Raw genomic sequence first — 18,977 nt, forward strand, 5'->3', positions numbered from 1 at the left:
GCTTCAGATCCCCAGCGAGGACAGCAGCTGGTTGGCCTCGTCCTGCGACGCGGGCGCGGCGTCCAGCCCGGCGACGGCGGGCCCGTGGCCGCGGTTGTCCTGCGCCAGGCGCACCGGCGCTTCGTCCTCGCCGATGATCTCGCCGAGGCCGGCGTGCACGGCGCGGACCAGCCCGACCACGCGCAGGATGATCTGGCCGGTGAGGTCCTGGTAGCCCTGCGTCGCGGTCAGTTCGGACAGGCGGCCGCGGATGTCCTGCACGACCCCGGCCTGCTCCGGGACGGCGGTCTCGAGGCTGCGCAGCAGCGCGCCGCACTCGTCGATCAGGTCCAGGCTGCGCATGCTGGCGTTCTCGGTCAGCGCGACCACGTGCTCCAGGCGCGCGCACGCCTCCGGGAGCGAGGTCGGGGACGCGGCCGGGCCGGTTTCGCCGAGCGCCTGCTCCAGCTCCCTGGCCAGCCGGGTAATGCCCTGCACCAGCGGCTGCGTGCGCCACTGGATCAGCTCGTCGACGTTGCGGCGCCAGCCGGTCTCGTCGTCCTGCTCCAGCGCGGCGAGCGCGGCCAGCAGGTGGCGGCTCAGTGCCTCCCGGTCGAAGCCCGTGTTCACGCCGACGCCTCGAGGCGCTCGAAGATCTTGTTGAGCTTGTCGCTGAGCGTGCCGGCGGTGAACGGCTTGATCACGTACCCGTTCACGCCCGCCTGCGCGGCCTCGATGATCTGCTCGCGCTTGGCCTCGGCGGTCACCATCAGCACCGGCAGCGAGGCCATCGAGGCGTCGGCGCGGATCGCCTTGAGCAGGTCGATGCCCGGCATGCCCGGCATGTTCCAGTCGGTGATCACCAGGTCGAATTTCGCCTTCTGCAGCTCCACCAGCGCGGTGGTGCCGTCGTCGGCCTCGGCGGTGTTGGTGAAGCCGAGGTCGTTGAGCAGGTTCTTGACGATGCGCCGCATCGTCGAGAAGTCGTCGACGATGAGGATTCGGATGTTCTTGTCCATGGGGTCGGGTGGGGCCTCAGTCCTGATCGTGCATGATGGTTCCGCGCCATTCGCCCAGCCGCGCCCGCAGCCGGAGCATGGCCTGGCCGTGGATCTGGCAGACGCGCGATTCGCTGACCGACAGCACGGCGCCGATCTCGCGAAGGTTCATGTCCTGCTCGTAGTACAGCGACATCACCAGCTGCTCGCGCTCGGGCAGGTCGCCGATGGCCTCCGCCAGGCTCGCGCGGAAGGCGTCGTGCTCGACCGAGCGCAGCGGGGTGGCGGCATCGTGGCCGGAGAGCCGGGGCTCGCCATCGTGCTCGTCGACCATCGCCTCCAGGCTGACCAGCTGGCCGCGGGCCGACTCCTCGAGCATGCGGTGGTATTCCTCCAGGGACACCTCCAGCTCGGCGGCGACCTGCGGCGCGGTGGCGGCGCGGCCGGTGCGCTGCTCGACGGCGCGGGTGGCGGACACCACGTCGCGGTACTTGCGGTGCACCGAGCGCGGCACCCAGTCGCCGCGGCGGATCTCGTCGATCATCGACCCGCGGATGCGGATCGAGGCGTAGGTCTCGAAGCTGGCGCCCTGGTCGTCCTGGAAGTTCTTCGCGGCGTCCAGCAGGCCGAGCATGCCGGCCTGCACCAGGTCGTCGATCTCGACGCTGGAGGGCAGGCGGGCGGCGAGGTGGTGGGCGATGCGTCGGACCAGCTCGGCGTGGCGCTCGACCACGGCCGCGGCGTCCTCGCGCGGCTGGCTGGCACGGTAGGCGGCGGTCGCGGTGCTCATGCCAGGGCGCTCCCCGGCTGCGCCACCAGCCGCTCGGCGAAGAATTCGATGTGGCCGCGCTGGCCGGGGGGCGACTGCCACTGCCGCGCACGCCGCGCGATGTCGGTGAAGGCGCGTGCCGACGGGCTGGACGGGAAGGCCTCGACCACCGCCTCCTGGCGCTGCACGGCGCGGCGGAGCCACTCGTCGCGGGGCACCGCGCCCAGGTAGTTGAGGGTGACGTCGAGGAAGCGCGCGGTCACCCGCTCGAGCTTGGCGAACAGCGCCTTGCCCTCGTTGGGGTGGTGGACCTGGTTGGCCAGCACCTGGATCCGGCGCACGCCGCGGTCGCGGCTGAGCACCTTGATCAGCGCGTAGGCGTCGGTGACCGACGCTGGCTCGTCGCACACCACCACGACCACGTCCTGCGCGGCCTGGCAGAAGGTCAGCACCCCGTCGGCGATGCCGGCGGCGGTGTCGATCACCATCGCCTCCAGCGGCACGTCCAGCTGGCTGAAGGCGTGCACCAGGCCCACGTGCTCGGCCGGGGTGAGTTCGGTCATGTGGCGCTTGCCCGAGGCGGCGGGGACCACCCACAGCCCGGCCGGGCCCTTGACCAGGGTGTCGCGCAGCTCGCAGCGGCCGGCGAACACGTCGGCCAGCGTGAACCGTGGCGACAGGCCCAGCAGCACGTCGATGTTGGCCAAGCCCAGGTCGGTGTCCAGCAGCAGCGTGCGCTGGCCGGCGTTGCACAGCGAAAGCGCCAGGTTCACCGAGACGTTGGTCTTGCCCACGCCGCCCTTTCCGCTGGCCACGGCGATGACCCGCACGGGCGGATTGCCCGGCTCATGGCGGCGGGTGACGGCGATGTCGGGATCAGGCGCTGACATGACGGTCCTCGGTGACAAAGGGGTTATCGGCAGCACGGCGCAGTTTCTCCAGTTGCAGGACCAGCGCCGATGCGCTGGCGGCGTCCAGGTCGCCAGGCACCTGCTGTCCGCAGGTGGTGTAGGCCAGGCCCAGGCCGTTGCGGACCAGCATCGACAGCGCGGCGCCGAGGCGGCCGGTCTCGTCGGTCTTGGTCAGCACCACGCCCTCGGGGCCGGCCATGCGGTAGCGGCGCACGACCTCGTTCATGTCGTGCGGGTGGGCATTGGCGGGCAGCACCAGCAGGCTGCGCAGGTTCCCGGTGGCACGCAGCCAGGTGACCTGGCCGAGCAGGGCACGGTCCCGCGGCCCGTAGCCGGCGGTGTCGACCAGCACCAGCGGGTAGTCCTTGAGTTGCTCGAGCGTCTGCGCCAGGCCTTCGGGGCCCTCCGCCTCGCAGACGGTGATCCCGAGGCGGCGGCCGTGGGCGTGCAGCTGCTCGCGCGCGCCGATGCGCTCGGCGTCGGTGGTGACCATCGCCACGTCGCGGGCGCGGTGGCGGGCCGCGAAGCGTGCCGCCAGCTTGGCGACCGTGGTGGTCTTGCCGGCGCCGGTCGGGCCGACCAGGGCGATCACGCCGCCGTCGTCGATCGGCTCGCTGCGGATCACCGTGAGCGTGCGGGCCAGCTCGGCCAGCATCGGCGGGTGGATGCGCTCCGGGTCCAGCGCCGGGTCCAGGCGGGCCGCGACCTGCTGGGCTAGCTGCTCGTCGCAGCCGTAGCCGGTGAGCACGTCGTAGGCCGCGGCGCGGGCAGGAGAGCCGCGCAGGCGCTCCAGGGCGAGCTGGCCGACCTGCTGTTCGATCAGCTGGCGCATGCCGGTCAGCTCGGCGCGCAGGGCGACGATCGCCGGGTCCGGGTCGGGGAGGGCCTGCAGCTGCGGAGCCGGGCGGCCGGCGGGGGCGGTCGCGTCCACGGCTGCCGCTGCGGCCGGGGGCGATGTGGCGGCTTCCGGCTCCGTGCGCGCCGGCGTTGCGGCGGCCTTCGGCTCCTTCGGCTCCTTCGGCTCCTTCGGCGCGGCGGCTGCCGCCTCCGGCTGCGGCGCGCGCGGGGCGAGCGGCTCGCCGTTGGCCGCGGCGATCAGGCGATCGCTGGTGTCCGGATCGGCCAGGGCGGCCATCATCGCTTCGAAGTAGGCGGGGACCTCCCTGGGAATCGGCGCCGCGGCGGCTTCCCCGGTGGCGGGCTCGTCGGCCGGGCGTGCCGCAGGCGCAGCCACGTCCGTCGCCGCCGGCGCAGCCGGGGTCGTGAGTTCGGCCAGCGTCGGCTCGCTGTCGCGGACGCGCGCCTCGCCAAGCCGGAACACGGCACGGGCGCGGGTGGCGAGGGTTTCCCGCACCGAAGGCGGGACCGGGCCGGCGTCGCGTGCAGCGGGGGACGGGGCGGGCGTGGACTCGCCGGCCGCGGCCGGAGCCGCGGGCGCGGCAGCAGGCGCGGCGGCGGCCGGGGCGGCAGCACCGGCGGTGCGCAGTGCCTGCTGGACCAGCACCTCGTCGTAGTCGGTGGCAGCGACCACCTCGATGCCCTGCGGCACCGGGCGGTTCGACAGGATCACCGCGTCGGCGCCCTGTTCCTCGCGCACCATGCGCAGGGCGGTACGCATGTCGGGGGCGATGAAGCGTTTGATTCTCATGCCTGGCTGCTCATCCGTTCGTTCTGCTCGTCATTGCCGGGACCGGGCGGCTATCCAACCGACCCCACCAGCCGCAGGCGCTTGTCCTCGGGGACCTCGCCGTAGGCCAGTACCGAAAGGGCGGGAACGCTGTGCCGTACCAGCCGCGAGAGCGTGGGGCGGATCGCCCCGGGGACCAGCAGCACCGACGGCTCGCCGCGGCCTTCCTGCTGGGTCACGCAGTCGCTGAGGTTGGTGTGCAGGCGTTCGGCCAGTCCCGGTTCCAGCGCGGCACCATTGCCGCTGACCGACTCCTGCAATACCCGTTCCAGAGCCGGGGCGAGGGTGTAGACCGGCAGCTCCGGCTCCATGCCGTTGATCTCCTGGACGATGAAGCGGCCCAGAGCAGTGCGGACGGCGGCGGTCAGCGCGGTCGCGTCCTGGGTATGGGCGCCGTGCTCGAGCAGGGCCTCGACGATCTGGCGCATCTGCCGCAGCGGGACCTTCTCGGCCAGCAGCGACTGCAGGACGCGGACGATGGTGGAAAGCGGCAGCAACTTGGGCGTCAAATCCTCGACGAGCTTCGGCGTCGCCTTGCCGACGCTGTCGAGCAGGTGCTGGACCTCGTCGTGGCCGAGCAGCTCGGTGGCGCGCTCGCGCACGACGTGGGACAGGTGGGTGGCGACCACGGTCGCCGCGTCCACCACCGTGTAGCCGAGCGATTCGGCATGCGCGCGCTGGGACGGCGCGATCCACACCGCGTCCAGGCCGAAGGCCGGGTCCTTGCCCGGGATGCCCTCCAGCGGCCCGAACACCTGGCCTGGGTCCAGCGCCAGGTCGCGGTCGGGGTGCAGTTCGCCGGTGGCGACCGGCACGCCGTGCACCAGCAACCGGTACTGCCCCGGCGCCAGCTCCAGGTTGTCGCGCACGTGCACGGCCGGGATCAGGAAGCCCAGGTCCTGGGTCAGCTTGCGGCGGATGCCCTTGAGTCGGGCCAGCAACTCGCCGCCCTGGCTCTTGTCGACCATCGCGATCAGCTTGTAGCCGACTTCCAGCGCCAGCGGCTCGACCGGGCGCACCTCGTCCCAGCTCAGCTCCGGGACCGGGGCGGCCTCGCCCGCGGGAGCGGCGGCGTCGGCCGGACCGGCCGCGGCGGTCGTCTCCTTCCGGTGCAGCCTCCAGGCGGTGAAGCCGAGCGCGGCGGCCAGCAGCAGGAACGGCAGGTTGGGCATGCCGGGGACCACGCCGATGATCCCCAGCAGTGCGGCGGCCACGATGAGGGCCCGCTTCTGGCCGAACACCTGGGTGCCGACCGCCTCGCCCATCTCCTGCTCGCCACTGGCGCGGGTGACCAGCATCGCGACCGCGGTGGAGACCAGCAGGCCGGGCAGCTGCGCCACCAGGCCGTCGCCGATGGTCAGCAGGGTGTAGATCTCGGCCGCCTCGCCGAACGACAGGCCGTGCTGCAGGGTGCCGATCAGCAGGCCGCCGATGATGCTGACGAACAGGATCAGCAGCCCGGCGATCGCATCACCGCGGACGAACTTGCTGGCACCGTCCATGGAGCCGTAGAAGTCGGCCTCGGCGGCGACTTCCTGGCGGCGCGCCTTGGCCTCCTCGCGGCTGAGCAGCCCGGCGTTGAGGTCGGCGTCGATCGCCATCTGCTTGCCAGGCATGGAGTCGAGGATGAAGCGCGCCGACACCTCGGAGATGCGCCCGGAACCCTTGGTCACCACCACGAAGTTGATGATGGTCAGGATCGCGAACACCACGATGCCAACCGCGAAGCTGCCGCCGACCACGAAGTTGCCGAAGGACTCGATCACCTTGCCGGCCGCGCCCGGGCCCTCGTGCCCGTGCAGCAGCACGACGCGGGTGGACGCCACGTTCAGCGCCAGCCGCAGCATGGTGATCATCAGCAGGACCGACGGGAAGATCGAGAACTCCAGCGGCCGCTTGACGTAGACCACCGCCAGCATCAGCACCAGTGACAGCGCGATGTTGATGGTGAACAGCCCGTCCAGCAGCGGGGTCGGCAGCGGCACCACCACCATGGCCAGCAGTGCCATCACCACCACCGGCGCGGCCAGTCCGCCGCGCATCGCGGAGACCACGCCGGCCAGCGGCATGCGCTGCGGCTGGGCGCTCATCGGCCGGCCTCCGGGGCGTCGGCATCCGGCGCGCCGTCGGCGCCCAGGTCGGGCTGCTGCAGGCGCGGGGCATCCCCGCGGCCCGGGCTCCAGTGGCGCAACTGGTAGACGTAGGACAGCACCTGCGCGACGGCGGCGTACAGCTTCACCGGGATCTCCTGGTCGACCTGTGCCTGCCTATACAAGGCGCGTGCCAGTGGCGGCGCCTCGACCACCGCGACCCGGTGGCTGGTCGCCAGTTCGCGGATCCGCAGCGCCATCTCGTCGACGCCCTTGGCGACCACGCGCGGGGCGCGCATGGTGCCGGAGTCGTACTTGAGCGCGACCGCGTAGTGGGTCGGGTTCATCACCACCACGTCGGCGGTGGGGACGGCTTCCATCATCCGGCGCTGCGACATCTGCCGGGCGACCTGGCGCATGCGCGCCTTGAGTTCGGGGTTGCCCTCGGTCTGCTTGAGCTCGTCGCGGACCTCCTGCTTGGTCATCTTGAGCTTGCTGCGGTGCTGGAACTTCTGCCACGGCACGTCGATCGCGGCCAGCAGCGCCAGCGACCCGACGATCGACACCAGCGTCATCGCGGCGACGTCCAGCCCGGTGCCGATCGCCCCCTCCAGGCTCATCCGGGGAATCGCCAGCAGCTTCGACATCGCGCCACTGATCACCAGCGCGCCGACGCCGGCCACGAGCACCACCCGCAGCAGCGAGCGCAGCAGCTCGGCGAAACCTTCCTTGCCGTAGATGCGCTTGAGCCCGCTGGCGGGATTCAGGCGCTTGAAGTCCGGCTGCAGCGACTTGCTCGCCCAGCGCAGCCCGCCCATCACCGCCGGCGAGACCAGGCAGGCCAGCAGGGCCACGCCCAGCACCGGCAGGAACGGCACCATCAGGCCAGCCAGCAGGCGCGCGAAGTGCCCGGCGAGCTGGTCCGGGTTGCCCAGCAGGCCCGGCTCGAACGTCAGCGCGCCACGCAGCCAGCCCTGCGCCGCGCTTCCGATCGAGGAGGCCATGGCCAGCATCGCCAGCGCGGTCATGCCCAGCACCGCCAGGTTGGCCAGCTCGCGCGATCGGGGGACGTCTCCCTTCTCGCGGGCTTCGCGCAGCCGTTTTTCGGTAGGTTCTTCGGTGCGGTCCTGGCCGCTGTCCTGCGACATCTGCCGGCCTCCGGGTCGGGCATCGCGCCCGCGGGGCGGGCGTCAGGCGGTGAGTGCGCGCGCTGCCAGGAATGCCTCCTGGAACAGCGCTTCCACCGGTGCCTGCATTTCCCGTGCCGCGAAGGTGATCAGCACCAGCCCGACCAGCAGTGCGACGGGGATGCCGATCACGATCGGGTTCAGCGCCGCGGCCGCGCGCGAGAGCACGCCGAAGGCGAGGTTGGAGGCCAGCAGCGCCATCATCACCGGCAATGCCAGCAACACCCCGGTGCGCAGCACGGTGGAGAAGAACACCGGCAAGGCGGAGGCCAGGTGCATCGGATCGGGCAGCGCGGTGCCGATGGGCAGGGTCCGGTAGCTGTCGGCCAGCAGCTGCACCAGCGCCAGGTGCCCGTCCACGGCGAAGAACAGCAGCGCGAACATCAGGTAGAACCACTGCGAGAGGACGTTGGAGGACGCGCCGCTGAGCGGGTCGGCCAGGGTCGCCATCGACAGCGCCATGCCCTGGCTGATCAGTTCGCCCGCCAGCCGCCCGGCCTCGAAGGCCAGCCGCAGCACCAGGCCGATGGCGATGCCGACGGCCATCTCGCGCATCACGCCCAGCACCGTCGCCGCGTCCAGCCCCGCAACCGGGGGCGCGGGAAGCACCGAGGACATTGCCGCCGCCAGCGCCACCGCGACGATCAGCCGCGCGCGCATCGGCATGCCCTGGCCGCCGATGACCGGCAGCACCTGCAGCGCGGCACCGATGCGCAGCAGGTGCCACAGCACGGTGCCGAGCATGCCGAACAGGTCGAGCCCGTCGATGGTGGCGGCGGTGACCGGGTCCACGGCGGCTCAGCCGATCAGGTGCGGGATCCGGTGGAACAGCTCGGTGGTGAAGGCCACCATGCGCCCGAGCAGGAAGTGGCCGGTCAGCGCCAGCACCGCGGCCAGCGCGATGGCCTTGGCGACGAAGCCGATCGTCTGTTCGTTGACCTGGGTGGCGGCCTGGATGATGCCGACCACGACGCCGATCACGAGCACGGCGAGCAGCGGCGGGGCGGCGAGCATCAGGGCCATCTGCAGGCCCCGGCCGATCTCGGTGACGGCGGTTTCCGGACTCATGGCGTCAGGCCAGGTTGAAGCTGGCGGCGAGCGAGCCGACCACCAGCATCCAGCCGTCCACCAGCACGAACAGCAGGATCTTGAAGGGCGCCGAGATCAGCATCGGCGAGAGCATCATCATGCCCATCGACATCAGCACGCTGGCCACGACCAGGTCGATGATCACGAAGGGGATGTAGACCAGGAACGCGATCTCGAAGGCGGTCTTGAGCTCGCTGGTCAGGAACGAGGCCGCCAGCACGCCGAAGGGCACGTCCTGCCCGGTCGCGTACGGCCCGGTGCCCGACAGGTTGGCGAAGGTCATCAGGTCGTTCTCGCGGACCTGGGCCAGCATGAATCCGCGGAACGGCTCCAGCGCCGCCGTCCAGGCCTGGCGGAACTCCATCTCGCCATTGAGGTACGGCGAGATGCCGGCGACCCAGGCGCCGTCGAACACCGGCATCATCACCATCACGGTCAGGAACAGCGCCAGCGCCAGCAGCACCTGGTTCGACGGCGTCTGGCCGGTGCCGAGCGCCTGGCGCAGCAGGCCGAGCACGATGATGATGCGGGTGAAGGCGGTCAGGCCCAGCAGCGCCGCCGGCAGCAGGGTGATGCCGGTCATCAGCAGCAGCACCTGCAGCGGCAGGCTGACCGGCTCGCCGCCGATGTTGCCCACGGTCACGTCGGGCAGTTCCGGCATCGGCTGGGCCGCCGTGGCGGGGGCGGGATCCGGCGCGGCCTGGGCGAACGCCGGGCCCGCCATGAGCAGGACCAGCATGAGGCCGGCGAGCAGCGCCAGCAGGCGCGGGGCGCGCATGTCCATCACTTGTTCTTTCCGAAATGCTGCGCAAGCACCTGCGCGAAGGGGGAGGCCGGGCCGGCTTCCGGTTCAGGCAGCGGCTGCTCCAGCGTGTGCAGGGTGCGGGTGCCGCCGGCGCCGGTGGACAGCAGCAGCTGGGTGCCGCCGACGTCCACGACCACCACGCGCTCGCGCGGCCCGATCGACAGCGAGCCGACCAGCTTCAGGTTCCGGTTGCCGGTCGCCGCGCCCATGCCGGGCAGGCGGCGCGCGAGCCATGCCAGGGCCAGGATCAGCCCGACGACCAGCAGCAGCGCGACCAGTGCGCCGCCCACGGAGCCGGTGCCGGAGCTGGAGGGCGCGAACGCGGGGGCGGGCGCGGGCGTTCCGACCGAGGCCGTGGTAGTGGCCGGGGCCGCGAAGGTCGCCAGCCCGTCGCTGGCGGCGGCGGGCGCCGTGCCAGCGGCATCCGCCATCGGGGCGTCGTTCCCACGTGCCACCGCGGCGTCTTCCCCGGGTACCACCTCGCCGTCATTCCCGCGCACGCGGGAATCCACGGACGTCACCGCAGCGTCTGGATCCCCGCTTTCGCGGGGATGACGTTCTGCCGGCAACGGCTCCGCCACCGCGGCCACGCTCATCGCCACCGGCCAGGTCTGCACCGCGCTTGCCGCCATCGTGCTCACCGCAGCCGCTTGATCCGCTCGGACGGGCTGACCACGTCCGTCAGGCGCACGCCGAAGCGGTCGTTGACCACGACCACCTCGCCCTGGGCGATCAGCGTGCCGTTGACGTAGACGTCCAGCGGGTCGCCGGCGCCGCGCTCGAGCTCCACCACCGAGCCCTGGTTGAGTTGCAGCAGGTTGCGGATCGGGATCCGGGCCCGGCCCACCTCGAGCGAAAGGGACACCGGGACGTCGAGGATCACGTCCAGGTTCAGCTCCGGCGCGTTGGACGCGTCGGCGGTAAGGTCGTCGAAGGAGGCCCGCGGGGTGGGGTCCTCGATCATGGTCGGTTCCATTTCCATGTCCTGTTGGTCGGTCTGGCTCATGTGCTGGCGAGCTCCTTGATGTCGGGAACGGCGCGCGGCGGGCGGACCGCGGTGACCTTCACCGCGTTGACGCCGTTGTGGGTGCCGAAGCGGCCGGTGAAGACCGGGGTGCGTTCCACCTCCAGGGTCACCGTGTCCGGCAGGTCGATCGGGATCACGTCGCCGACCTTCAGCCGGCACAGCTCGCCCAGGGTGATCTCGCGGCGGGCAAGGGCGCTGCTCAGTTCCACCGGCGCCTCCATGAGCTGCTGGCGCATGGCGCGGATCCAGCCCTCGTCGCGCTCGACGCGGTCGCTCTGCAGGCCGGTGTCGAGCTGCTCGCGGATCGGCTCGAGCATCGAGTAGGGCAGCGAGACGTGGAACTCGCCGCCGCCGCCCTCCAGCTCGACGTGGAAGCGGCTGACCACGATGTACTCGCGCGGGCTGATGATGTTGGCGAAGTGCGGGTTGACCTCGGAGTTGAGGTACTCGAACTCGACCGGCATCAGCGGCGCCCAGGCCTCGGCCAGGTCGGCGAAGGTCTGCCGCAGCAGCAGCTGGATCACGCGCATCTCGGTGGGCGTGAACTCGCGGCCCTCGATGCGTGTGTGGTACTTGCCGGAGCCGCCGAAGAAGTTGTCGACCACGGTGAACACCAGCCGCGGCTCGAACAGCACCAGCCCGGTGCCGCGCAACGGCTTCATCTTCACCAGGTTGATGTTGGTGGGCACCTGCAGCGAGTGCATGTACTCGCCGAAGCGCACCAGGTCCACGCCGCGCACCGACAGGTCGGCCGAGCGCCGCAGCAGGTTGAATAGCCCGACCCGCCAGGTGCGGGCGAAGCGCTCGTTGATCATCTCCAGGGTGGGCATCCGGCCGCGGATGATCCGGTCCTGGCTGGTGAAGTCGTACTCGCGCGCCTCACCCGGCGCCGGCTCGTCTTCCTCGACTTCCACGGCGCCGGAATCGACGCCGTGGAGCAGGGCATCGATCTCGTCCTGGGACAGCAGGTCGGCAGTCATGGCGGGGGCCTACTGGGTGACGAAGCTGGTGAAGTAGAAGGCTTCGACGTCCGCCGGCGCGCCCTCGGCCTCCAGCACCGCGCGGACCTCGTCGCGGCCGGTCTCCTGCAGGCGCTCGCGGGCGGAGCGCTGGGACAGCGCCGCCACGGTCTGGTCGCCGAACATCAGCAGCAGCCGGTTGCGGATGGCCGGCGCGTGCAGCTCGATGGCGGCGGCCGTGGCCGCGTCGCGCGTCATCAGCTGCACGTCGGCCTGCAGGTACCGCACCATGTCCGGGTCGGCCAGATTCACCACGAAGGCGGGATCCAGTGCGAAGTAGATCGCCGGGCCACGCTTGCCGCCGACGGGGGCGCGGACGCCGTCCTCGCCCTCCGTACCCTCGGCGGGCGCCGGCTGGGCGTCGGCACGGGAGAACCATGCCCAGGCACCGGTGCCGGCCAGCGCGGCCAGCAGTACGGCGACGAGGATCCAGGGCAGCTTGCTGGCCTTGGGGGCGGGGGTGGCGGGGGCCTGCTTGGACACGCGGGAACTCCGGTGGATCGGGTGTGCCGGAGTCCTGCAAGGCGCGTGCCGGAATGCGCGGGTCGGCGCCGGGCCCGCCCACGCTGGGGTGCCGGGGTCTTGACGTCGCCCGCGGCGGCGCCGGTGCCGGCACTTTGACGTCCAGGGGCCGCGCCAGGCGGCCCGGGGTCAGGCGTACTCGTCGAGCAGGCCGTGGCGGCGGAGCGTCACCATGGCCGCGGGGTCGGTCGCATGCTCGCCGGACTCGGCGGAGCCACCGGCCGGAAGACCGTTGGCGGGGGCGCCTTGCCCGCCGCCGTCCTCGCGGCGGCCGCTGCCCACGTCGGCGCGGGCCAGGTCCAGCCCCTGCTGGGCGAGCATCTCGCGAAGCCGCGCCAGGCTGGCCTCCAGGGCCTGGCGCACGTCCTGGCTGCCCGAGGCCAGCTCCACGCTGACGCGGTTGCCGTCCAGCTCCAGGCGCAGGTCGATGACCCCGAGCTGCTCGGGGTTGAGGCGGATCTCGGCGCGGCCCAGCTGCTGGCCGGCCATCCAGCCGATGCGCGCACCGAGGCCGTCGTCGAAGCCGCCGTCCGGATCTGCCGGCATCGACAGCGGCGCGGCGAGCGCGGGGGGAAGCGCGGGAGCCGGCGCACGGGCCTGGACCGCCGGCTGCGCGGCGGTCTGGCTCGCGGAAGTGTCCCGCCCGGTCTCCAGCACGGAGGCATCGAGGGCTTCCAGAGCGGCGAAGGGCTGCGCGGCGGAGGGCAGGGCGTCGCCGGAGGCAGCCGACGACGCGGAACCGGCCGCGTTGCCGGCGACCGTGGCCGCCAGCTCGGCAGCGGCGGCCGGCTGCGCCAGGCCGGGCAGCACCGGCATGCCGCCGGTCACCTGGGCGGCCCGGGGAGCCAATGCGCCGGTTGCATGCGGCGGCGCGGGCTCGGGGTCGGCGCCCGCGCCGGGCACGGTGATGCCGAGCAGTGCCAGCATCTGTCCGGCAAGCGATTCCGGCCCGCCGGAAGCGGGTTCGGCGGGAGGAAGTGCAGGAGTGCCGGCGACGGTGCCGGTCGTCGGCAAGGCATCGGTCCCGGGTTCCCGCCCGTCCGGTTCCCCGGACGTGTCCTCGCCGGCCCCGCGCTGGCGCGGCGCCGTGCCCGCGGCGTGCGCGGGCGGCGCGGCTTCGCCGAGCAGCCCGGCGAAGTCGCTCGTCCCGGCCTCGTCGACCTGCGTGCCGGCAGGGCGAGGCGTGCCTTGGCCCACGGCTTGCGCGGAAGCGCCGGCGCCCACGCCGCCCGCGATCACGGCGCCGGATCCTCCCCGCCGTTCGCCCTGCGGCGGCCGCCGAGGTCGTCGAGCTCACGCTGGGTGCGCTGCTCGTCGGCGCGCACCTCATCGGCGCGGTAGCTCGCCGACAGCTTCTCCAGCACGTGGGTTTCGCGGCTGGCCAGCAGCAGGCGGGTGCGTTCGATGTCGCTGCGCTCGCGGCTGGCATCGACCACCCGCGCCTGCTGGGCGATCGCCTGGTCGAGCCGCGCCCGGAACGCCAGCCGGTTGGCCAGCAGCGCCGGATTGGTGACGCTGCCGCTGCCGGTGAGCGCGTACTCGTCGGCGTACTGCCGCAGGGCCTCCAGCCGGGCCTGCTGGTCGGCCAGTGCCTGCTCCTGCGCCGCCAGCTGGCGCGCGGCCTCGTCCTGGTGCTGCTGCTTCACCTTCAACAGCGGCTGCAGACGTTCCGATCGGGTCATGGGGTGGTCATCTCCTGCGTTGCCGCCGGGGCAGCCGGGCGGGCGGGTACGTCGTCGAGCAATGCGGCCAGTGCCTCGCGGCTGGACGCCACGTCGGCGGCCTCGGTCACGTCCTGGCCGAGGAAGGCCTGGATCGCGGGCCAGCGCGCCAGGGCCTCGTCGACCAGCGGGTCGCTGCCACGCTGGTAGGCGCCGATCGCGATCAGGTCGCGCTGGGTGTTGTAGGCCGCCATCAGCTGCTTGAGCTTGCGGATGCGGGCGCGCCACGCGGCGTCGGTGATGTCCTGCATCACGCGGCTGACCGAGACCTCGACGTCGATGGCCGGGTACTGCCCGGAATCGGCGATGCGGCGGGTCAGCACGATGTGGCCGTCGAGGATGGCGCGTGCCGCGTCGGCGATCGGCTCCTGCTGGTCGTCGCCCTCGGTCAGCACGGTGTAGAAGGCGGTGATCGAGCCGCGTCCGTCGGCGCCGTTGCCGGCGCGCTCGACCAGGGCTGGCAGCCGGGCGAACACGCTGGGCGGATAGCCGCGGGTGGTCGGCGGCTCGCCCACCGACAGCCCGATCTCGCGCTGGGCGTGGGCGAAGCGGGTCAGCGAGTCCATCAGCAGCAGCACGTCCAGGCCCTGGTCGCGGTAGTACTCGGCGATGGCGGTGGCGCGCAGCGCGCCGTTGAGGCGGGCCAGCGGCGGCCGGTCGGCCGGGGCGGCGACCACCACCGCGCGCTGCATGCCCTCCTCGCCGAGGGTGGCCTCGACGAAGTCGCGCACCTCGCGGCCACGTTCGCCGACCAACCCGACCACGATTACGTCGGCCTTGGTGTAGCGGGTCATCATGCCCAGCAGCGTCGACTTGCCGACACCGGAGCCGGCGAACAGGCCGATGCGCTGCCCGCGGCCGATCGGCAGCAGCGCGTTGATCGCCCGCACGCCCACGTCCAGCGACTGGGTGATCGGCTCGCGCATGAGTGGGTTGATGCTCTTGCCGCCCAGGCCCATCCAGCGTTCCGGGCGGATCGGCCCGCGGCCGTCCAGCGGCACGCCGTCGCTGTCGATGACGCGGCCGAGCAGGCCTTCGCCGACCGCGACCTCGCCGCGCTGGCGGCTGCTGATCACGCGCGCGTTGGGCAGCAACCCGGCGACGTCGTCGGTGGGCATGAGGAAGGTGCGCTCGCCGGAGAAGCCGACCACTTCGGCGTCGATCCAGCGGCCGCCGGCGGTCTCCACCCGGACCTGCGAACCCAGCGGCGCGCTGCAGCCGGAGGCCTCCAGGGTGAGGCCGACCGCACGGCGCAGCACGCCTTCGCGCGCCAGGCCGAGCGAGGGCGGCTGGGGACGGGCCTGCGACAGCCGTGCGGCCAGGCGCAGGTTGCGCAGCTCTTCCCAGTGTTCGGCGGCGACGTTGCTCATTCCAGCTCCCCTTCCGCCGGCTGCGCGTCGGCCAGGGCGTCCAGGCAGGCCTGCAGGCGCGCGGCGAGGGTGCCGTCGACGCGCACGCTCTCGCTGTGCAGGCGCAGCTCGCCGCGCGCCAGGCCGGTGTCGGCGGTCAGGCGCACGCCGCTGAGGCCGGCCAGGTGCGGTGCCAGCACGCCGAGGTCGTCGGGGTGCAGGCGCAGCTCGATCTCGCGCGAGGTGCTGCCGACCGCGTCCAGCGCCTCGCGCACCAGGTCGGCCAGCAGGGTCGGGTCGGCCTTGTAGGTTCGCCCGAGCAGGGTGCCGGCGATGCGCACCGCCAGGTCGCCCAGGGCGTCCGCGACCTCGCCCTCGAGCCGGGCCAGCGGACGGGTGAAGCCGTCCAGGATCCCCCGCATCTGGGCGATCGTGCGGCGCACCTCGGCCTCTCCGGTGGCCAGGCCCTCGGCGTGGCCGGCCTCGTAGCCATTGCGGTAGCCCTCCTCGCGCGCGGCCTCTTCCAGCGCCTGCAGTTCCTCGACGCTGGGTGGCTGCGGGATCGGTTCCGGCTCCGGCTCGTGCTCCGGGACGGGTGGCTCGAACGTCGCCGTCTCCAGGTCCGGCGCGGTCCAGCGCACCACCTGCAGGTGCGGGGCGGTGGCCGCGCTCATACGAAGGCCTCCTGCTTGGCGGCCAGCTGGATCGTGCCGGCGTCGGCCATGCGGCGGACTTCGGCGAGGATTTCCTTCTGCGCGGCCTCGACCTCGGCCAGGCGCACGGGCCCGCGGGCCTCCATGTCCTCGAGCAGGATCTGCGCGGCGCGTTGGGACATGTTGGCGGTGATCTTCTCGCGGACCCCGGCCTCGGCGCCGCGCAGGGCGATCGCCAGCTTGTCGCTGGGGATCTCGCGCAGCACCGCCTGGATCGCGCGGTCGTCCAGGTCGGCGAGGTTGTCGAAGACGAACATCAGGTCGCGGATGCGCGCGCCCAGCGGCTCGTCGATGCGGTTGATGCTGGTCAGGATCTCCTCGTCCTGGCCCGAGTCCATGAAGTTGAGGATGTTGGCCGCCATCCGCACGCCGCCGATCGTCGAGGACTTCAGGTTCTGGTTGCCGGAGAACTGGCGCGCCATCACCTCGTTGAGCTCGTTGAGCGCGTTGGGCGGGATCCCGTCGAGGGTTGCGATGCGCAGCAGCACGTCCGCGCGCACGCGGTCGGCCAGGCACTTGAGCACCTCGGCGGCCTGGTCCTCGTCCAGGTGGGCCATGACGATGGCGATGATCTGCGGGTGCTCGTTGCGGACCAGCTCGGCGATCGCGCGCGGCTCCATCCACTTCAGGGTGTCCAGCCCGGAGGTGTTGCGGCCGGCCAGGATGCGGTCGATCAGCCCGCTGGCGCGCTCCTCGCCCAGGGCCTGGGTGAGCACGGCACGGATGTAGTCGTCGGCGCCGGCGCCGATCGCCGCCGGCTGTGCCAGGGAGTCGACGAAGTCGTCGAAGACCTCGGCCACGGTGTCGCGGCCGACCGCACTGACGGTGGTCATCGCCATGCCGAGCTTCTGCACCTCGCGCGGACCCATGTGCTTGAGCACTTCCGCGGCCTGGGCCTCGCCCAGCGACAGCAGCACCAGGGCGGCGCGCTGCGAGCCGGTCAACGGTTCGCGCTTGGGGCGGGGATCACTCATCGTCTTGCATCCAGTTGCGCACCACGTTGGCGACCCGGCGCGGATCGTTGCCCACGGCGGTCTTGGCCACCTGCAGTTTTTCGTCGAAATCCATCGCCGCGTCGACGGCTCCCGGCGACAGGCGCGCGGTCTCCTTCTCCGGCCGCGCGGTGAGGGTCACCGGGATCTCCTCGTCCTCCTCCACCAGGGTGGCGACCGGCGGCGTGGCCTTGCGCGGCGTGCGCGGGCCGAGCATCTGGCGGAAGGCCGGGCGCAGCACGGCCAGGATCAGGACCAGCAGCGCGATGCCGCCCAGGGCGACCCGCAGCAGCTCGCGCACGCGCGGGTTCTCCCAGAACGGCAGACCGATCGGCTCCCCCTGCTCGACCGGGGCGAACGCCGCATTGACCACGGTGACGCTGTCACCGCGCCGGGCATCGAAGCCGACCGCCTGCTGGACCAGCGCCTCGACGCGGGCCAGCTCGTCGGCCGTGAGCGGGCGCTGGGTCGGGTTGCCGTTCTCATCCGGCGGGCCGGGGATGTTGTCGACCAGCACCGCGGCGGTGACGCGGTTGATGCGGCCGGGCGCCTGGCGGGTGTGGGTGAGGGTGCGGTCGATCTCGTAGTTGCGCACCGCCGTGCGGGCGCTGGGGCCGGTCGCGACCGGATCCGGCAGGTCGGCCGCCGGCGCGGCCGGGTTGGCGGGATCGGCCTGGGCGATCGCCTCCCCGGCAAGCGCGTTCGCGTCCGGGTTGTTGCTGGCGCTGCCGGGCACGCCGGAGGGCGGCACGGCCGCGCCCTGGCTGGACTCGGAGGTCTGCTCGCTGCGCACGATGCCGCGCTCGGGCCCGTACTGCTCGCGCGCCTGCTCGGTCTCGGCGAAGTCCATGTCGACGCTGACCTGCGCGCTGACCCGGCCGGGGCCGGTCAAAGGTGCAAGCAGCTCCTGGATGCGCTGTACGTAGGTGCTTTCCTGCCGCCGCTGCTGCTCGAAGCGGCGTGCCCCCATCGCGTCCTCGCTGTTGGGGTCGGAGTCCGACAGCATCCGCCCGAGGTGGTCGACCACGGTGACCCGCTCCGGCGCCAGCATCGGGATCGAGTTGGCGACCAGGTGCACGATGGCGTTGACTTGGCCGCGCTCCAGCGACGCGCCACCGGCCATGTTCAACACCACCGAGGCCGAGGCCGGCTGCCGCTCGCGGGTGAAGGCGCTGGGCTTGGGGATAGCCAGGTGCACGCGCGCCTCGCGCACCGGGCGCAGGGTGGCGATGGTGCGGGCCAGCTCGACCTCCATGGCGTGCTGGTAGCGCGCGCTCTCGACGAACTGGCTGGTGCCGAAGCCCTGGTCGCCCTGGAAGGACTCGAAACCGTTGCCGGTCAGTTCGCCCGTCAGCCCCGAGGCGGCGAGCGCCAGGCGCGCCGGCCCGACCTGGTCGGTCGGTACGGAGAGCGCCCCGCTGCCCGACTCGATCCGGAACGGGATGTTGGCACCGCGCAGCAGGTCGGAGGCCTCCGCCGAGCTGGCGGCGTCCGGACCGGCGAACACCGGCACGTAGTCCGGCTCCTGGGTCCAGAAGAACAGCCACAGGCCCAGCGCGATGGCGGCCGCGACCAGCGCGAACACGCCCAGCTGCCGGACCACGGGGATCTCCTGCAGCGGGCCGAGTTCCTTCAGGCTTTCAGCGGCGTTCTTGGGAAGTGGGATGACGCTCATCGGGTCTGCCGGTCAAAGGGGGCCAAGGGGTCGGTGGGGCGCGCGGCCTTACACCGGCATGTTCATCACGTCCTGGTAGGCCTGGACCATCCGGTTGCGCACCTCGACCGTGGCCCGGAAGGCGACCTGCGACTGCTGCATGGCGACCATCACCCGCGCCAGGTCGGCATTGGGGTCGCCCATCTCGAACGCCTTCTGCATCGCCCCGGCATGGTTCTGCGCCCCGCTGACCCCGTCGATCGCCTTGTTGAGCGTCTCCATGAACCCGGGCGCCTCGCTGCGCCCCACCTCGCCGGGGCGCTGGGCGCCGGGGTTGAGGAGCGAGGGGTCGATCGCCTTGGCGGGCGCGGCATCGCGACCCATCGCACCCATGCGCATTTCATGGGCGCGGATCTGGCTGAGGATGGAGGAGATGTCGGTCATGGCCGGGGCACGGAGTCCAGG

At 72.3% G+C, this 18,977-nt stretch carries 21 protein-coding genes; all 21 read right to left on the reverse strand.

Annotated features, from left to right (window positions below; genetic code table 11):
* Positions 1-3 precede the first annotated feature (3 nt).
* A complete protein-coding gene (locus G545_RS0104840) occupies positions 4-609 on the reverse strand; it encodes a protein phosphatase CheZ (protein WP_027069406.1) in 606 nt (201 codons plus the stop codon).
* Positions 606-998, reverse strand: coding sequence for a chemotaxis response regulator CheY (gene cheY / locus G545_RS0104845; protein ID WP_027069407.1), 393 nt, complete (start codon positions 996-998; stop codon positions 606-608). The genes G545_RS0104840 and cheY overlap by 4 nt, the downstream gene beginning before the upstream one ends.
* A gap of 16 nt (positions 999-1,014) precedes the next feature.
* Complete coding sequence (locus G545_RS0104850; RefSeq protein WP_027069408.1) at positions 1,015-1,767, reverse strand: RNA polymerase sigma factor FliA; 753 nt, start codon at positions 1,765-1,767, stop codon at positions 1,015-1,017.
* Complete coding sequence (locus G545_RS0104855; protein WP_036137494.1) at positions 1,764-2,636, reverse strand: MinD/ParA family protein; 873 nt, start codon at positions 2,634-2,636, stop codon at positions 1,764-1,766. Before G545_RS0104855 ends, G545_RS0104850 begins: the two co-directional genes overlap by 4 nt.
* Positions 2,623-4,305, reverse strand: coding sequence for a flagellar biosynthesis protein FlhF (gene flhF, locus G545_RS0104860; RefSeq protein WP_027069410.1), 1,683 nt, complete (start codon positions 4,303-4,305; stop codon positions 2,623-2,625). The genes G545_RS0104855 and flhF overlap by 14 nt, the downstream gene beginning before the upstream one ends.
* Before the next feature lie 50 nt (positions 4,306-4,355).
* Positions 4,356-6,434, reverse strand: coding sequence for a flagellar biosynthesis protein FlhA (gene flhA, locus G545_RS0104865; protein ID WP_036137869.1), 2,079 nt, complete (start codon positions 6,432-6,434; stop codon positions 4,356-4,358).
* Positions 6,431-7,582, reverse strand: coding sequence for a flagellar biosynthesis protein FlhB (flhB, locus tag G545_RS0104870; protein ID WP_027069412.1), 1,152 nt, complete (start codon positions 7,580-7,582; stop codon positions 6,431-6,433). Before flhB ends, flhA begins: the two co-directional genes overlap by 4 nt.
* 42 nt (positions 7,583-7,624) lie before the next feature.
* Positions 7,625-8,413, reverse strand: a complete 789-nt coding sequence (gene fliR, locus G545_RS0104875) for a flagellar biosynthetic protein FliR (protein WP_027069413.1) — start codon at positions 8,411-8,413, stop codon at positions 7,625-7,627.
* A gap of 6 nt (positions 8,414-8,419) precedes the next feature.
* Complete coding sequence (locus G545_RS0104880; protein ID WP_027069414.1) at positions 8,420-8,689, reverse strand: flagellar biosynthetic protein FliQ; 270 nt, start codon at positions 8,687-8,689, stop codon at positions 8,420-8,422.
* A 4-nt stretch (positions 8,690-8,693) separates the two neighbouring features.
* Entirely contained in the window at positions 8,694-9,494 is an 801-nt protein-coding gene (fliP, locus tag G545_RS0104885) for a flagellar type III secretion system pore protein FliP (RefSeq protein ID WP_027069415.1), read from the reverse strand.
* A complete protein-coding gene (fliO, locus tag G545_RS14945) occupies positions 9,494-9,946 on the reverse strand; it encodes a flagellar biosynthetic protein FliO (RefSeq protein WP_081677760.1) in 453 nt (150 codons plus the stop codon). The genes fliP and fliO overlap by 1 nt, the downstream gene beginning before the upstream one ends.
* 206 nt (positions 9,947-10,152) lie before the next feature.
* On the reverse strand, positions 10,153-10,491 hold the full coding sequence (fliN, locus tag G545_RS0104895; protein WP_027069417.1) for a flagellar motor switch protein FliN: 339 nt from the start codon (positions 10,489-10,491) through the stop codon (positions 10,153-10,155).
* A 26-nt stretch (positions 10,492-10,517) separates the two neighbouring features.
* Positions 10,518-11,522, reverse strand: a complete 1,005-nt coding sequence (fliM, locus tag G545_RS0104900; protein WP_027069418.1) for a flagellar motor switch protein FliM — start codon at positions 11,520-11,522, stop codon at positions 10,518-10,520.
* Between the two features lie 9 nt (positions 11,523-11,531).
* Positions 11,532-12,044 (reverse strand): flagellar basal body-associated FliL family protein, encoded by a 513-nt coding sequence (locus G545_RS0104905; RefSeq protein ID WP_027069419.1) that lies wholly within the window; start codon positions 12,042-12,044, stop codon positions 11,532-11,534.
* 168 nt (positions 12,045-12,212) lie between these two features.
* Entirely contained in the window at positions 12,213-13,322 is a 1,110-nt protein-coding gene (locus G545_RS14950) for a flagellar hook-length control protein FliK (protein ID WP_052347265.1), read from the reverse strand.
* Complete coding sequence (gene fliJ / locus G545_RS0104915) at positions 13,319-13,765, reverse strand: flagellar export protein FliJ (RefSeq protein ID WP_027069420.1); 447 nt, start codon at positions 13,763-13,765, stop codon at positions 13,319-13,321. Before fliJ ends, G545_RS14950 begins: the two co-directional genes overlap by 4 nt.
* Positions 13,762-15,174, reverse strand: a complete 1,413-nt coding sequence (fliI, locus tag G545_RS13595; protein ID WP_052347266.1) for a flagellar protein export ATPase FliI — start codon at positions 15,172-15,174, stop codon at positions 13,762-13,764. The genes fliJ and fliI overlap by 4 nt, the downstream gene beginning before the upstream one ends.
* Entirely contained in the window at positions 15,171-15,827 is a 657-nt protein-coding gene (locus tag G545_RS13600) for a FliH/SctL family protein (protein WP_052347267.1), read from the reverse strand. The genes fliI and G545_RS13600 overlap by 4 nt, the downstream gene beginning before the upstream one ends.
* Positions 15,824-16,810, reverse strand: a complete 987-nt coding sequence (gene fliG, locus G545_RS0104930) for a flagellar motor switch protein FliG (protein WP_027069421.1) — start codon at positions 16,808-16,810, stop codon at positions 15,824-15,826. Before fliG ends, G545_RS13600 begins: the two co-directional genes overlap by 4 nt.
* Before the next feature lie 22 nt (positions 16,811-16,832).
* Positions 16,833-18,533 carry a flagellar basal-body MS-ring/collar protein FliF gene (gene fliF, locus G545_RS0104935; protein WP_027069422.1) on the reverse strand — a complete coding sequence of 567 codons (1,701 nt, stop codon included), beginning with the start codon at positions 18,531-18,533 and terminating at the stop codon, positions 16,833-16,835.
* 48 nt (positions 18,534-18,581) lie between these two features.
* Positions 18,582-18,956 (reverse strand): flagellar hook-basal body complex protein FliE, encoded by a 375-nt coding sequence (gene fliE / locus G545_RS0104940; RefSeq protein WP_027069423.1) that lies wholly within the window; start codon positions 18,954-18,956, stop codon positions 18,582-18,584.
* Positions 18,957-18,977 lie beyond the last annotated feature (21 nt).

It is taken from the genome of Lysobacter defluvii IMMIB APB-9 = DSM 18482 (assembly GCF_000423325.1).
GTDB classification, from domain to species: Bacteria; Pseudomonadota; Gammaproteobacteria; order Xanthomonadales; family Xanthomonadaceae; genus Novilysobacter; species Novilysobacter defluvii.

What these genes read in the sequence shown, in the direction of transcription:
- G545_RS0104880 (WP_027069414.1), bottom strand. Translation starts at nt 8,689, where the DNA reads ATGAGTCCGGAAACCGCCGTCACCGAGATCGGCCGGGGCCTGCAGATG.
- fliF (WP_027069422.1), bottom strand. Translation starts at nt 18,533, where the DNA reads ATGAGCGTCATCCCACTTCCCAAGAACGCCGCTGAAAGCCTGAAGGAA.
- fliM (WP_027069418.1), bottom strand. Translation starts at nt 11,522, where the DNA reads ATGACTGCCGACCTGCTGTCCCAGGACGAGATCGATGCCCTGCTCCAC.
- fliJ (WP_027069420.1), bottom strand. Translation starts at nt 13,765, where the DNA reads ATGACCCGATCGGAACGTCTGCAGCCGCTGTTGAAGGTGAAGCAGCAG.
- flhA (WP_036137869.1), bottom strand. Translation starts at nt 6,434, where the DNA reads ATGAGCGCCCAGCCGCAGCGCATGCCGCTGGCCGGCGTGGTCTCCGCG.
- G545_RS0104850 (WP_027069408.1), bottom strand. Translation starts at nt 1,767, where the DNA reads ATGAGCACCGCGACCGCCGCCTACCGTGCCAGCCAGCCGCGCGAGGAC.
- flhF (WP_027069410.1), bottom strand. Translation starts at nt 4,305, where the DNA reads ATGAGAATCAAACGCTTCATCGCCCCCGACATGCGTACCGCCCTGCGC.
- G545_RS13600 (WP_052347267.1), bottom strand. Translation starts at nt 15,827, where the DNA reads ATGAGCGCGGCCACCGCCCCGCACCTGCAGGTGGTGCGCTGGACCGCG.
- fliP (WP_027069415.1), bottom strand. Translation starts at nt 9,494, where the DNA reads ATGGACATGCGCGCCCCGCGCCTGCTGGCGCTGCTCGCCGGCCTCATG.
- fliE (WP_027069423.1), bottom strand. Translation starts at nt 18,956, where the DNA reads ATGACCGACATCTCCTCCATCCTCAGCCAGATCCGCGCCCATGAAATG.
- G545_RS0104855 (WP_036137494.1), bottom strand. Translation starts at nt 2,636, where the DNA reads ATGTCAGCGCCTGATCCCGACATCGCCGTCACCCGCCGCCATGAGCCG.
- fliN (WP_027069417.1), bottom strand. Translation starts at nt 10,491, where the DNA reads ATGGAACCGACCATGATCGAGGACCCCACCCCGCGGGCCTCCTTCGAC.
- fliI (WP_052347266.1), bottom strand. Translation starts at nt 15,174, where the DNA reads ATGAGCAACGTCGCCGCCGAACACTGGGAAGAGCTGCGCAACCTGCGC.
- flhB (WP_027069412.1), bottom strand. Translation starts at nt 7,582, where the DNA reads ATGTCGCAGGACAGCGGCCAGGACCGCACCGAAGAACCTACCGAAAAA.
- cheY (WP_027069407.1), bottom strand. Translation starts at nt 998, where the DNA reads ATGGACAAGAACATCCGAATCCTCATCGTCGACGACTTCTCGACGATG.
- fliO (WP_081677760.1), bottom strand. Translation starts at nt 9,946, where the DNA reads ATGGCGGATGCCGCTGGCACGGCGCCCGCCGCCGCCAGCGACGGGCTG.